The following is a 13,093-nucleotide window of genomic DNA, read 5'->3' as shown; positions in this document are numbered from 1 at the left end:
CTAGCTTCCGATCACAAGGAAGATCTCGCCCAGGGGCGCCTTCGATCCGTTGGGCACCACGGCGCGCAGCGGAAAACCATAGGTGCCGCGCACGCTGACGAAGCGTCCCATCTGCACGCGAATGCCGGCGCCGACGCTCGCCAGCGACGCATTGTTGACCTCGCCGAACTCCGGGATGCGGTTCCATACGTGCCCGGCATCGAAGAACACGAAGGGCTGCACCGCCGCAATGCCCGCCGTGAGCGCCGGCGCGCGCAGTTCCGTCTGCACGTTCCAGCCGCGGTCGCCCTGCGCCGCGTAGGGTTCGTAACCGCGCACGGTGGCATCGCCTCCAAGGCCGAGTTCTTCGCTCGGCAACAGCGTGCTCCCGGTCCACTGCGCCAGTCCGCGCGCCGATACCGAAAACCCTGTGGCCGCAATGGCCAGATCCCGCGATGCCGCCAACTGCACATACTGGTAGCGCGGCTTCGCGCCGAGGCGCGCGGTGTCGTAGGCCACGTCGTTGCTGCTGCCGTCGAAATAACCGGGGCTGGCGTACAGCGCGGCGTTCAGATGCGTGTCGCCGCTCGCGTCGCTGTTCGACAGATCGTAGGCCAGCACGAACTGGTGAATGTGCGTGTTGGCGTTGAACACCTGGAAGCCGCCGAACTCCAGGTCATTGTTCGAGCGCTTGAAGTCGTAGCCGATCTGCACCTGCTGTTGCCACGCGCCCGCGTGATCGAGCGGCGGCAGGCGCCAGTCGTAGCGCAGGCTGAGCTGGGCGCTGAGGCCGGTTTGCCCGTAGCTGTCCGGCAAGCGCGGCGTGCTCTGTGCAAACACGCCGAACAACTCGATGCGGTCGCCGTCATGCAGCGGCGCGACGAAGTTGAACGCATGCGCGATGAAGCGCGCACGATCCGGCCGCCCTTCGATATCGGGATTGCCGCTCACAAGATCATTGCTCGCGGTCATCTGATAGCTGAAGCGCGCGTCGATGCCGAACAGGTTGCCGTAGTCGAAGCCCGCGAGAAGCCGGTCGCGGCCCAGCGCGCGGACGCCGTCGTTGTTGTAGCCGCCGTAGACCCGGAACGGGAAGCGATCTTCGGTTTGCAGGATGACGTCGGTCGTGTTGAGCGCCGCGCCCGGCGCGTAGACCACATCGACACGGCGGTAAGGATTTGCATTGAGCAGTGCCAGGCCGGACGCGACATCCGCCTCGCGAATCGGCGCGCCGCTCGTCAGAGGCATCTCGCGTTCGAGCAACGCGTCGGAAAACCAGCGGTTGCCCTTCGGCACGACGCGGCCCGTCCGGTATTCGGCCACGACGATCTTCACGACGCCACCGCTCACATCCTGTTCGGGCACATACACATCGACGAGCGGCTGGCCCGCTTCGCGATAACGCGCCACCACCGCGCGGCGAATCTCGGCGAGGCGCGCGAAGGTGAGCGGCCGGTGCAGGTCGTCGGAGAAGCGGTCGAGAAAGTCAGGCGTCAGCAGCGGCAGATTCGCTGCCGTGATCGCGCCGCCGGCGCCCGCCTGCGGAGCAGATGCCATCGCCGCGTCCGCACTCGTGAAGGCCAGACCATGCAGATCCTGAATGGCGACGCGCTGCGAGTCGTCGCCGGGCTGGGGCGGCCGGGGCGCCTCGCGCGGACGCTCGGAAGACGGCGGCGCAAGCGGCGCGACGTCGCGCCAGGATTGCGCGCAGGCGTCGTGAATCGGCGCGATACACAGCAATGTCGTGGACAACGTCGCGGCAAGAAGGCGCGAACCCCGTATGATGCGGTTTCCGGCAAGCTGAGCCATGCATGCGGCGCCGCGCTCCGGCGATCGTCATTGGGCTTCGCATGGTATCAGCCGCGTCTGCGCCGCAGATGTGTCCGATCGTACGATGACACGGTCATAACGCACCCTTCGCGGAACAATTCCTGCGCTTGCCGCGTCATGGCTCGAAGACTCGTTGTCCATTGAGTAGAAATGACGCGCGGGATTATCGCAGCGTCTGTAGAAAACGCCGAAATGCCGTGCGCGGCATGCCGCCCGACCAACCGAATCCCGCTTTTCGCAACCGGCGCGATCAACAAGCCAGACCGCATTCAGGACGATGATGGACAAAACCTCCACCGCCGGCACGGCCCGCCCCGACCCGCGTGACGCTCTCGCCGTCGACGACTGCGCACGCGAGCCGATCCACATTCCTGGTGGAATCCAGCCGCATGGCGTGTTCTTCAGCGTGGACGCGCACGGCCACATCCTGCAGGTGAGCGGCAATGTCGCCGCGTTCGCGCACCTCGCGCCCGAGGCCTGCCTGGGACGCGCACTGTCCGACGTGCTCGGCCCGGCCGCCAGCGAGCGCGCGGTCGCGAGCCTGAAACACCTGTCGCGCGACGGCATGGCCCTGCACGTAGGCAACGTGATGATCGATGGCTGGACGTCGCACGGTCCGATGGCGATCATCGTGCATCGGCATGACGGGCTGCTGTTCGTCGAAGCCGAGCCGGCACAGGACACCGCCGATGTCTTCTCGACCATCTATCCGCTCGTGCGCTCGTTCGTCACCGAAGTCCAGACGATGCGCACCGTTGAACAGCTGTGCCAGTTCGCCGCGACGGAAATCTCGCGCATCACCGGCTTCGGTCGCACGCTGGTCTACAAGTTCGACGAAGAAGGCCACGGCAATGTGCTGGCCGAAGCCGTCGATCCCGGCTATCCGTCCTATCTGCGCCAGCATTTCCCGGCCTCCGACATTCCGGCGCAGGCGCGCGAGCTGTATCGCAGGAACCGCATCCGCCTGATCTCGAACGCCAATTACGAGGCCGCGCCGCTCGTTCCCGTGCTGCATCCGCAGACAAAGCGGCCCACCGATCTCACGTATGCATCGCTGCGCAGCGTGTCGCCGGTTCACCTGCAGTACATGCGCAACATGGGCACGCTGGCTTCGATGTCGATGTCGATCCTCGTCAACGACACGCTCTGGGGCCTGATCTCCTGTCACCACGCGACACCGCGTCTGCCGCCTTTCGAAGTGCGCACCGCGTGCGAGCACGTCGCGCAGATCGTATCGCTGCAGATCGAGGCGCGCGAGACGCAGGACGAGGCGCACTACCGGCTCGAACTGCGGCGCATGTTGTCCAAGCTGCTTTCGTCGATGGCGAATACCGACAGCTTCGTCGAGGCGCTCGTCAACGACCCTTCGGACCTGCTCGGCTTCACGCGCTCGTCGGGGGCCGCGGTGATCTTCGAAGGACGCACGTCGCTGGTCGGCGTGACGCCCGGCGAGCATGCGGTGACCGCGCTGGTCGACTGGCTCGATGACCAGAGCGAGGACGTGGTGATGTCGGACCACGCATCGCAGGACTGTCCGGCGCTGGCCGGCTCGCCGGACGTCGCGGGTTTCCTGGCGGTGTCGATCTCGAAGATCTATCGCAATTACGTCGTCTGGTTCCGCCAGGAAGTGGTACAGACCATCGAATGGGCCGGCGATCCGCGCGCCAAGCTCACCGGGCTGGCCGAATCGCTCTCGCCGCGCCTGAGCTTCGAAACATGGACCGACGTGGTGCGCAACCGCTCGCTGCCGTGGCGGTCCGCTGAACGTGAGATCGCGCTCGAGTTTCGCGCGGCGGTGCTCGGCATCGTGTTGCGGCGCGCGGAGGAAATCGCCCAGCTCGCGACCGAACTCGGCCGCGCCAATCACGAGCTGGAAGGGTTCTCCTACACGGTCTCGCACGATCTGCGCGCGCCGCTGCGGCATATCGTGAGTTTCGCCGACCTGCTCAAGCAGATCGACGGCGACAAGCTCTCCGAGCGCGGACGCGGCTATCTGGAGCGCGTGGTGACGTCGGCGCGTTTCGGCGGCCGTCTGGTCGACGACCTGCTCTCGTTCGCGCAACTGGGCCGCGCGGCATTGAGGCCGCATCCCGTTGATGTGCGCGCGCTCGTCCACACCGTGATCCAGAACGACATCGACGAACAATGGTCCGCGCGCGTGCGCTGGATGGTGGACGCGTTGCCGTCCATCGAAGCGGACCATGTCTTCCTGCATGTGGCGTTGACGAACGTCCTGTCCAACGCGGTGAAGTTCAGCGCGCAGCGTCCGCAGCCGGAGATTCATGTCGGCGCACAGGATGGCAGCGGTGAACTGGCCGGGTATGTCGTGTATTTCGTGCGCGACAACGGCATCGGCTTCGACATGCGCTACGTGGACAAGCTGTTCGGCGTGTTCCAGCGCCTGCACGTCAACGATGCCTTCGACGGCACCGGCATCGGACTCGCGAATGTCCGGCGCATCATCGAGCGGCATGGCGGCAAGGTCTGGGCGGAAGGCGCGCCCGACGCCGGCGCCACCTTCTATCTGGCGCTGCCGAAGCAGTATCGGCCGGAGAGCGGCGTGCGGCGCGACACGGCTGCCACAGCGCTGGCGCGGCTCGTGGCGGGCACGGGCGGTACGGCGTATGACGTCGGCCAGATCATCGGGGGCCCGGAGCCGAAGAAGGAATAGGTTTCCTTCAAGCGCAGCATGACAAAGCGGCCGCGATCTTTCGAGCGCGGCCGCTTTTGCTTGATACCGCCAGGTTTCCGCTTAGAAGCGGTGGCGCAGGCCGACCGTTGCAGCAACCTGGTTGCCGGTCGACGACGGCGACAGCGTGTTGATCATCGCCACGTTCGCGCCGGCATCGCCGAGCTGACCCGAAGCATGCTGGTACACACCTTCGAGATAGACGTCGGTGCGCTTCGACAGCATGTAGTCGGCTTGCAGCGAGACGGTTTGCCACTTCGGATCGCCCGAGCCGTGCGCGCCCGACACCTTGCCGTCGGTGTAGGTGTAGGCGGCATTGAGGCTCAGCGCCGGCGTCAGCATGTAGCGGCCGTTCAGCTCGAAGTTGTTCAGGTGAAGGTTCGCGTCGTCAGGTATGGCGACTGACGTGCCGCCCTGCGCCCCGGCGATCAGGTTGTCGAAGTGCGTGTTGGTCCACACGAAGCCGACGGTGGCTGGGCCGTAGGTGTAGTTCACTGCGGCGCCGAAGGTGCGCTGCAGTTCCGCTGTCAGGTTGGCGTTGTTGCCCTGACCTGCCGACACCGCGCCGGCCGCGTTCAGATTGTTGGGCGAGTTGTTCACTTGCAGGTACGCGGCGGCGGCGTTCAGCGGACCGTTGCCGTAAGATGCGCCCGCACTCCACGCGCGGTTGTTCGAGAACTGGCCCGCGTCATTCGAGAAGCCATACAGGCCGCCGAACTTGAAGCCCGCGTAGTTGACGCTTTGATACTTCACCGAGTTCTTGATCGAGAACGAATGGTCGAGATTGTCGTTGTCGAACGGATGGGCGCTCAAGTTGTTGCCGAAGCCGGCGCCGGCCTCCGAAAACGGCCCAAGGTAATCGACCACTGAATCGTACTGGCGGCCCAAGGTCAACGTACCGAACTGGTCATGTTGCAGGCCGACATAGGCCTGGCGATTGAACATCGTGTTGCTTTCGGTGTAGCGGCCGTTGTTGATGTTGAAGCCGCTCTCCAACTTGAAGAGCGCATGCAGGCCGCCGCCGAGATCCTCAACGCCCTTGAGGCCGAAGTAGGTGTCCGAAAGCGAGCCGCTGCCTTCTCCCCAGTTGCTGTGTCCGTGCTCGTTGTTCGCGTAGACGAGGCCCGCGTCCAGCGTGCCATACAGGGTGACGCTGCTTTGCGCCTGCGCCGACGCGGCGAATGCGCCCAGCACACCCGCGATGATGAGAGTTCTTTTCATGATTGTGCGAAGTCCTTTTAAAGCGAAAGCTTTCCGGGGGTTGGCCGGCTGAATTACTGGCCACTCGACCTTGTGAAACTGGGACTCACTTTATTCGACGGTTGCCGGAATGTGGCAAGAGTGTGGACGCAATAATATTTTGCAGATTTTAATAATGGACATCGAATCGGTTTCAGAGCTCTTCAAGAAAAGGCATCGCGCGTTTCAGATTCTGAATTGTCCCGTCACCCTTGTTGCGCATGGACGACGCCATTGCTGCGCATCCGGGAGAAGTTAATTGCGGCAGGCGAACTTCCAGCCGGCATCAAGCGTTGATAAGCTGGCGCATGCCTGCAGAACTCCGAGAGGTCATTTACTGCAGCGAGGAGCGGCGTCGCGAGAGGGGGCCGCTCCTTTTTTTATTTTCAATATCCTTGCATATTCAATTCATTCGATTTCGATTTCTTGAATTCCGAATGACCGACGCATTCCGGGTGAAGTCCGGGTGAAGAAATAACGCTGGCTCATTATAAAAATAATCGCAACAGCGACAATCCCAGGCGGTCGCATTAGCACAAGTTTGCCCGTCCAGGACACCCTCCTGCCTCGACATTGCCGGGCGCAGGTAGGCATTTCAAATCCGCTCGTTCCGATTGAAGAATTTCCGCATGGCGCGGAGCCGTATCGGGAGGTGCAAGCGCCGCAACTTAACTGAAGGCCAAGATTAGAGCAATTGCTCGGACAATTTGTAACTGCCCGACAACCCCTTGCCACGGCGGCATGCCCGAGATCGCTCACCCGACATTTTCATTTGGAAACATCTTGAAGCCGCGCAAAACGTCAATGGGGTACATCCCTTGCTCAAGTGGTAGCCTCTGAGCACCAAGCTGGAACATCAACATGAAAACAGGCATCAACGCAGTTTCCGTCCCCGCATTCCGACAGCGTCGACCGGCACAGTTCGCCGAGCGCGAGCTACAGCATCTCGAGATGGTCCTGGCGAACTTCGTCGAACGCAATACCTCGACCGACCGGCTTCCCTCCCGCTACTGGGACATGCGCGTCGCACAGCTCGATTCCGAGTACGATCTCGTCCCGTCGCAAAGTCAGCGCGTCGCCTCGCTGCAACGCAAGCTGGCATTGCTCGATTCGGCGCTTGACTCCGCCGCGGACGTCCAGGAAGGTCAGCAAAACCGGCGCGTGGCCGCCTGACGCCAATCAGCATCCGCTCGGGCGATTGCGTAATCGCCTAGCCCGCAGCTTCAGTCCACTCGTCGATCATGGCGCGCGCCGCGGTGTGCCCGCTCATCAGTGCGTCTTCCGCGGAAGCAAAGGTCTGAAAGCGCTCGCTCTCGACGCGCAGCGGCGAGAACGCCGTGACGGGCCGTCCCGAACGACTGATCGTCACAATGGCAAGATAATGCGCGGTTACCGGAACAGGCACGATCCGGCCGTTTGCTTGCACCGCGACTTCGAGCACGAAGCCCTTGTGGTTGTACGACCGTATCATTGCGCCACCCCGCCGCTTGTGGACCACGCCCAAGGAAGCGTCGTGATCGGCAGCGAATTGCGCTGTGCATGACGCCTGCCATTGCAGCAAGCATCGCGTGTGCCTGTGGAGGTTTAAGCCTAACGAGAGCTAACGTGCGCGGCGAAGCACCATTTGCGCGACATCCGACGCAAGGTCGGCGCGCAGTTCGGCCCATTTCCCGAGCAGTGAAGCATCGTCGGTAAAGAAGTAAGGCGTGTGCGACCACTGTTCGACCTGATCGCCTGAAGTGGCGAGTTCGAAGATGCGAAGATCCTGATCTTCACTCACTCCGGTGCGCACCAGCTCCCTGAAAGACTGGATGCCGTGCAGTTCGACATTCTGGATGCCGACACCATGCACCACCGCCATGACCGTCTTGCCAATACGCCATGCCGCCTCACGACTGTCCGCGAGGACAAACGCAACGCTTTTGACCGGACGTTCGAACTTCATGCGGAACAGGCGGGACTTGCATTGCTCACTGAGTTGCGTATTCATGGCGCTCGAACTTGCATGCTCCACTGGGCGGGCCTCAGGCATCGATGCACCAGCATGGGCCTTGCCGTGGAAGCGAAGAAGAAGGAAGTGCGCGAGCGTCGGTTGACCGCATCGCATCGCTTAGAGCAGACGATGCAGAAGTTGTTCCCGCTTTGACGCCTCGATGTGAGCGTTGGTGTCCAGCCGATTGCATCGGCGTTCGAATGAAATCTTGCGCAGGGTTGCGGAAAGCTTTTCAACTCACTGCGCATCGAAAAGATATTGAAAGTGCGTATGCACGTGCGTTCAGTGATTCAGTTCTTCGAGCCGCAAGCCGTTGGTTCGCGGACCGAACACGCCGATCGCCAGCGCCACCAGCAGCATGCACACCGTGATGCCGGCGAACACGCCCGGCACGCCGGACTCCTTCAACAGGAACGCGATGATGAAGCCCGACATCATCGCGCCGGCGCGGCTCGCCGAATACACGATGCCGCTTGCCCGGCAGCGCACGGCAGTGGGAAAGAGCTCGGTCTGGTAGGCGTGATAGCACACGGAGATGGTCTGGCCCGCAAGCGAGATCAGCACGCCGAGTGCGATCAGCGCGACCGGAGACTTCATCTGTCCGAACGCCAGACCGCTCGCGATCACGACGAGCGCCCCGCCGACGATCAACCACTTGCGCTGAATGCGGTCGGCATAAAACATCGCGAGCAGCGGGCCGAGCGGCAATGCGAAGGCGATGACGAACGAATACAGCAGACTCTTCGTGACGGTCACGCCCTGTCCGATGAGCAGCGTCGGCACCCAGTTGGCGAAACCGTAATAGCCGATCGCCTGGCAGAAGTTGAAGGCAATCAGCATGATGAGGCGCGCCCGATACGGCGCCTTGAACAGCTCGCCGAGCGCCGCACGCCGATGCGACGGCTGTTCGACGAAGGCCGCGGGCGGCGGCAACGGCTCGCCTGATTGCCGCGCGACGACGCGCTCGATGTTGCCGACCACGCGTTCGCATGCTTCCGTACGCCCGTGCATTGCGAGCCAGCGCGGGCTTTCCGGCACCGCGCGCCGGATGAACCAGACGATGACCGCGCCCACCGATCCCGCCAGCACCACGATGCGCCAGCCATCGAGGCCGAACACGGTCTCGGGCACGAGCCAGTACGAGAGCAGCGCGGCGACGGGCGCGGCGGCGAACATCACGGTCTGGTTGAACGCCATCGCGCGGCCGCGCATGTGTTGCGGCACGAGTTCGGTGACGTAACTGTCGATGGTGATGATCTCCACACCTACGCCGATGCCCGTCACGAAGCGCCAGAAGATCACGCCTTCGGGCGTGGTCTGGAACGCCATGATGGCGGAGCCGATCGAGTACCACAGCAGCGAAACCGTGAACACGCTGCGGCGTCCATAGCGGTCGGGCAGCCAGCCGAAACAGAAGGTGCCGATGAACAGTCCCGCAAAGGTCGCCGCGATGAATCCGGCGATGCCGCTGAAGCCGAAGAACGCATGCGTGGTGGTCTGCAACAGACCGCTGCGCGCCATGCCCGGCGCGATATAGCCGGTGAAGATGAGATCGTAGATTTCGAAGAAGCCGCCGAGCGAGATGAGGAACACAAGCATCCACAAATGCCGCGTGATCGGCAGGCGGTCCATGCGCGCGGAGATCTGCGCGCCGGGCGTCATGTCGACGCGGATGTCGGGAGAAGCGAGCGGCTCTGCGACCGCGCTGAAGGTGGGCTGCATTGTCTTTGTCTCCTTGGTGCGTCCGTGACTGCCTCGTTGTTGCGGCCGGCAACGGACCCATGCCACTCTGTAAGCGACGGCGCGGTTTGTTATATGCGCCTGTCGCGATGCATCACGCCGTAACGGTTTTCGTCATTTTGGTCAGCTGTCCCAGCACTTCTTCGGTATGCTCGCCCACCGCCGCAAGCGGTTGCCGCACGCCGGGCCGGCGTCCGCCCATCGTGAGCGGCAGCAGGACGACATCGGTCGAGCCGCCGTCGTCGGTCTGCATCGGCACGAGGCCGCCGCTCGCTTTCAGATGCGGATCGTCGAGCAGCTGCTCGGGACGCACGATGGGCGCATACGGAATGCCGGCGGCTTCGAGCTTCGGCGCGAGTTCGTCCACGCGATGCAACGCGAGAATCTCGCCGAGCCGCGCGAGCAACGCCGGCCGCACCGCGACGCGCATCGCGTTGGTGGCGAACGCCGGGTCGCGCGCGAGGTCGGGCCGTTCGAGCACGTCGCACAGCGTGACGAACTGCTTGTCGCTCACCGCGCCGATGAACAACTGCTCGTTGTCGGCGAGCGTGAACACGTCGTACACACTCCAGGCCGACACGCGCGACGGCATCGGCGGCGGCGCTTCGCCGGTCATCGCGTATTGCTGCATGTGTTGCGCCGACAGGAACACGCAGTTCTCGAACAGCGCGCTCTGCACTTCCTGACCGCGGCCGTCGCGTTCGCGTTCGCGCAACGCGGCCAGCACGCCGATAGCGCCGAACATGCCGCCCATGATGTCGTTCACCGACGTTCCCGCGCGCAGCGGACGGCCCGCCGGACCGGTCATGAAGGCGAGTCCGCCCATCATCTGGACGACTTCGTCGAGCGCGAGACGCTTCTCGTACGGGCCTGGCAGAAAGCCTTTGTGCGACACGTAGATCAGCTTCGGGTACGACTTCGACAGCGTGTCGTAGTCGAGCCCGAGCTTCGTCATCAGTCCGGGACGGAAGTTTTCGAGCAGCACGTCGCAGCCGCCGATCAGTTCCAGCGCGGCTTCGCGCCCCTCGTCCGTGTGCAGGTCGAGCACGACGCTCTTCTTGTTGCGATTGAACGAGCGAAAGAATCCCACGCCGAGGCCCGGCAGGTTGCGCGTCTTGTCGCCGCCGGGCGGTTCGATCTTGATGACCTCGGCGCCGAGATCCGCGAGGATCATGCCGCAGGTCGGTCCCATCACCATGTGCGTGAATTCGATCACGCGAATGCCGTCGAGCGGCAGGGCTGAATGAGTCATGAGGTCCTCAGGCTTCGATTGCGGAGGGTTGTGCGAATGTGACCGGCAGGCCCGCGCGTGCGAGCGCGCCGTGCAGCGTTTCGCCTTCGAGCCAGTGCGCGAGTTGCGCACGCAGCGACAGCAGGGCGGGAAGATCGATGCCGGTCTCAATGCCCATTTCGGCGAGCATGAACGCGAGATCCTCGCTTGCCGCGTTGCCGCTCGCGCCCGGCGCATGCGGACAGCCGCCGATGCCGGCGAGCGTCGCGTCGAAGCGCGCGACGCCGGTGTCGAGCGCGGCATGGACGTTGGCGAGCGCGAGGCCGCGGGTGTCGTGGAAATGGCCGCACCAGAAGCGCTCGCCCGCGATGCGCCGCGCCTGTTCGAACAGCCGGCGCACGGCGGCAGGACCTGCATAACCCACGGTATCGGCGATGCTCACGCGATCCGCGCCCGCATCGAGCAGCGCCTGCATGAGGCGCAGCACCTCGGCGGGATCGACGCGGCCCTGAAGCGTGCAGCCGAACGCCGTGCCGATGCCGCCCTCGATCAGCGTCTTGGCTCCCGACGCATCGCGTGCCGCCCGCATCCGCGCCACTTCGTCGATCACTTCGTGCGGCGTCTTGCGCAGGTTCGCGAGGCTGTGCGCGTGGCTGGCGGAAAGCGGCACGAGCATGAGATCGGCCTGTGTGTCGAGCGCGCGTTCCGCGCCCTTCAGGTTCGGCACCAGCACGGACACGAACAGTCCGGGCAGACGCTTCGCGAAGGCGACGAGTTCGGCCGTGTCGGCGAGTTGCGGCAGGAGGCGCGCCGGCACGAACGAGCCGACTTCGATTTCGCGCTGGCCGGCCGCGTGAGCGGCGGCGATCCATTCGATCTTGTGCGCCGTCGGCAGAATCGTGGGGATGCTTTGCAGACCGTCGCGCAGACCGACTTCGCGGATCACGGCGCGTGGGGGGAACGCGGACATGAGCTTTCGTCTCCAGGTGTTCTTTGTATGTGTTCCACTCTAGACATTCCGCAATTGCCGAGAAAGCGGTAATTTGGAAGCTTCACGATTCCGGTTCGGAATGTCTCCGGAACGCCCGGAACCTCATTAGAGCCTCCGCCCGCCATGCGCGACATCGATCTGAAGACCCTCCGCCTGTTTGTGACGGTCTGCGAACACCAGAACATCGCGCGCGCGGCGCAGGAGGCGCATATCGAGCCGTCGGCGATCAGCAAGCGCATCGCGCAGCTTGAGACGGCGCTCGGCGTGCCGCTGCTGACGCGCTCGCGACGCGGCGTCGAACCCACGCCGGCCGGCGGCGCGCTGCTGGAACACGCGCGCAGCGTGCTGTTCACCATGGAGCGCATCGCCAACGACGTCGCCGCGTTCGGCAGCGGTCTGGTCGGACGCGTGAGCATTTGCGCGTCGGCATCGGCGATCGCGGAAGCGCTGCTCGACGATATCGCGTCGTTCATGCGCGAGCCGGCCAACCAGAACATCAAGGTGGACGTGGAAGAACGGCTGTCGCACGAACTCGTGCGGCAGTTGCGCGAAGGCGTGGCGTCGGTGGGCGTGTGCTGGGACAGCGTCGATCTGCGCGGGCTGCAACACCGCACCTACCGGCACGACCGGCTGGCGCTCGCGGTGCCGCCGGATCATCCGCTGGCGCGGCGGCGCTCGGTCAGCTTCGAGGAATCGCTCGCGTTCGAGCATGTCGGCCTGCCGCCCGCCACCGCCGTTCACACGATGCTCCAGCGCGCGGCGGCGCAGGCGGGCAAGTCGATGTCGTATCGCGTGATCGTGTCGAGCTTCGACGCGGCGTTTCGCGTCGTCGCGGCCGGGCTGGGCATCAGCGTCGTGCCGATGGAAGTGGCCGGCACCTACCGCGAGGCGCTCGGCATCGCGGCGGTCCCGCTGTCCGACGACTTCGCCGCGCGCCGCTTTGTGATCTGCTTCAGGGATTTCGACACGTTGCAGCCTGCGGCGCAACGTCTCGTCGAACATCTGGAAACCCGGGCGCGGCGCTAGCCGGGCGCTTCGCAGAACACGGTTTGGGCGTCTTTCTTTTCGACCGTCAGATTGACGGAGCGCGCGCCGCCGGGACGCGTGCAATGGATCTTGCCGGCCGGCACCGTCAGCAACTCGCCGGCGTGCAACTCGACCGCGCCTTCCTCGAACTCGATGACCAGCGTGCCCTCCACGCCGATGAACGTCTCGTCAGAATCCGGATGGAGATGCCAGCGGTAAGGCGCGTCCATCACGCTCAGGTGGACGGCGTGATCGTTGACGTTCGCGATCACGCGGTTCAGGTAGCCGTCGCGGGCGGCATCGGCGAGGGCGGCGTAGTCGATGGAATCGGTCATGTGCGGACGCAATCGATCAGCTGGAACGCTTCAGCCTAAC

The 13,093-nt window shown here is 64.2% G+C and carries 11 protein-coding genes; 3 read left to right on the top strand and 8 right to left on the bottom strand.

Annotated elements, in window-relative coordinates; translation table 11 throughout:
• Positions 1–1,788, bottom strand: coding sequence for a ShlB/FhaC/HecB family hemolysin secretion/activation protein (locus QCE69_RS21805; protein WP_309932952.1), 1,788 nt, complete (start codon positions 1,786–1,788; stop codon positions 1–3).
• Between the two features lie 298 nt (positions 1,789–2,086).
• Between QCE69_RS21805 and QCE69_RS21800 the strand changes: the two genes are divergently transcribed.
• Positions 2,087–4,480, top strand: a complete 2,394-nt coding sequence (locus tag QCE69_RS21800; protein ID WP_309932951.1) for an ATP-binding protein — start codon at positions 2,087–2,089, stop codon at positions 4,478–4,480.
• 81 nt (positions 4,481–4,561) lie between these two features.
• Here the strand turns inward: QCE69_RS21800 and QCE69_RS21795 are convergent, their stop codons facing one another.
• Complete coding sequence (locus QCE69_RS21795; protein WP_309932949.1) at positions 4,562–5,719, bottom strand: porin; 1,158 nt, start codon at positions 5,717–5,719, stop codon at positions 4,562–4,564.
• Between the two features lie 879 nt (positions 5,720–6,598).
• Between QCE69_RS21795 and QCE69_RS21790 the strand changes: the two genes are divergently transcribed.
• On the top strand, positions 6,599–6,910 hold the full coding sequence (locus QCE69_RS21790) for a hypothetical protein (protein WP_309923053.1): 312 nt from the start codon (positions 6,599–6,601) through the stop codon (positions 6,908–6,910).
• 37 nt (positions 6,911–6,947) lie between these two features.
• On the opposite strand, the gene QCE69_RS21785 is transcribed toward QCE69_RS21790, so the two are convergent.
• The 5 genes from QCE69_RS21785 to QCE69_RS21765 all read right to left on the bottom strand — a co-directional run bounded on the left by QCE69_RS21785 (position 6,948) and on the right by QCE69_RS21765 (position 11,671).
• On the bottom strand, positions 6,948–7,235 hold the full coding sequence (locus QCE69_RS21785) for a hypothetical protein (RefSeq protein WP_309934155.1): 288 nt from the start codon (positions 7,233–7,235) through the stop codon (positions 6,948–6,950).
• Between the two features lie 102 nt (positions 7,236–7,337).
• Positions 7,338–7,727 carry a hypothetical protein gene (locus QCE69_RS21780; RefSeq protein ID WP_309932947.1) on the bottom strand — a complete coding sequence of 130 codons (390 nt, stop codon included), beginning with the start codon at positions 7,725–7,727 and terminating at the stop codon, positions 7,338–7,340.
• 285 nt (positions 7,728–8,012) lie between these two features.
• Complete coding sequence (locus QCE69_RS21775; protein ID WP_309932945.1) at positions 8,013–9,452, bottom strand: MFS transporter; 1,440 nt, start codon at positions 9,450–9,452, stop codon at positions 8,013–8,015.
• A 112-nt stretch (positions 9,453–9,564) separates the two neighbouring features.
• Complete coding sequence (locus QCE69_RS21770; protein WP_309932943.1) at positions 9,565–10,722, bottom strand: CaiB/BaiF CoA-transferase family protein; 1,158 nt, start codon at positions 10,720–10,722, stop codon at positions 9,565–9,567.
• 7 nt (positions 10,723–10,729) lie between these two features.
• The gene (locus QCE69_RS21765) at positions 10,730–11,671 is read right to left on the bottom strand and encodes a hydroxymethylglutaryl-CoA lyase (protein WP_309932942.1); all 942 of its coding nucleotides are present in this window, start codon (positions 11,669–11,671) and stop codon (positions 10,730–10,732) included.
• Positions 11,672–11,815: 144 nt separating this feature from the next.
• Between QCE69_RS21765 and QCE69_RS21760 the strand changes: the two genes are divergently transcribed.
• Complete coding sequence (locus QCE69_RS21760) at positions 11,816–12,718, top strand: LysR family transcriptional regulator (RefSeq protein WP_309923041.1); 903 nt, start codon at positions 11,816–11,818, stop codon at positions 12,716–12,718.
• On the opposite strand, the gene QCE69_RS21755 is transcribed toward QCE69_RS21760, so the two are convergent.
• Positions 12,715–13,053 (bottom strand): cupin domain-containing protein, encoded by a 339-nt coding sequence (locus QCE69_RS21755; protein ID WP_309923039.1) that lies wholly within the window; start codon positions 13,051–13,053, stop codon positions 12,715–12,717. The two genes, QCE69_RS21760 and QCE69_RS21755, sit on opposite strands and share 4 nt — an antisense overlap.
• Positions 13,054–13,093 lie beyond the last annotated feature (40 nt).

It is taken from the genome of Caballeronia sp. LZ032 (assembly GCF_031451315.1).
In the GTDB taxonomy this organism is placed as follows: Bacteria; Pseudomonadota; Gammaproteobacteria; order Burkholderiales; family Burkholderiaceae; genus Caballeronia.
This window is presented reverse-complemented; position numbering and strand designations above follow the sequence as displayed.

Coding starts and splice junctions, on each gene's coding strand:
- QCE69_RS21770 (WP_309932943.1), bottom strand. CDS start 10,722: ATGACTCATTCAGCCCTGCCGCTCGACGGCATTCGCGTGATCGAATTC.
- QCE69_RS21755 (WP_309923039.1), bottom strand. CDS start 13,053: ATGACCGATTCCATCGACTACGCCGCCCTCGCCGATGCCGCCCGCGAC.
- QCE69_RS21780 (WP_309932947.1), bottom strand. CDS start 7,727: ATGAATACGCAACTCAGTGAGCAATGCAAGTCCCGCCTGTTCCGCATG.
- QCE69_RS21805 (WP_309932952.1), bottom strand. CDS start 1,788: ATGGCTCAGCTTGCCGGAAACCGCATCATACGGGGTTCGCGCCTTCTT.
- QCE69_RS21775 (WP_309932945.1), bottom strand. CDS start 9,452: ATGCAGCCCACCTTCAGCGCGGTCGCAGAGCCGCTCGCTTCTCCCGAC.
- QCE69_RS21765 (WP_309932942.1), bottom strand. CDS start 11,671: ATGTCCGCGTTCCCCCCACGCGCCGTGATCCGCGAAGTCGGTCTGCGC.
- QCE69_RS21790 (WP_309923053.1), top strand. CDS start 6,599: ATGAAAACAGGCATCAACGCAGTTTCCGTCCCCGCATTCCGACAGCGT.
- QCE69_RS21800 (WP_309932951.1), top strand. CDS start 2,087: ATGATGGACAAAACCTCCACCGCCGGCACGGCCCGCCCCGACCCGCGT.
- QCE69_RS21795 (WP_309932949.1), bottom strand. CDS start 5,719: ATGAAAAGAACTCTCATCATCGCGGGTGTGCTGGGCGCATTCGCCGCG.
- QCE69_RS21760 (WP_309923041.1), top strand. CDS start 11,816: ATGCGCGACATCGATCTGAAGACCCTCCGCCTGTTTGTGACGGTCTGC.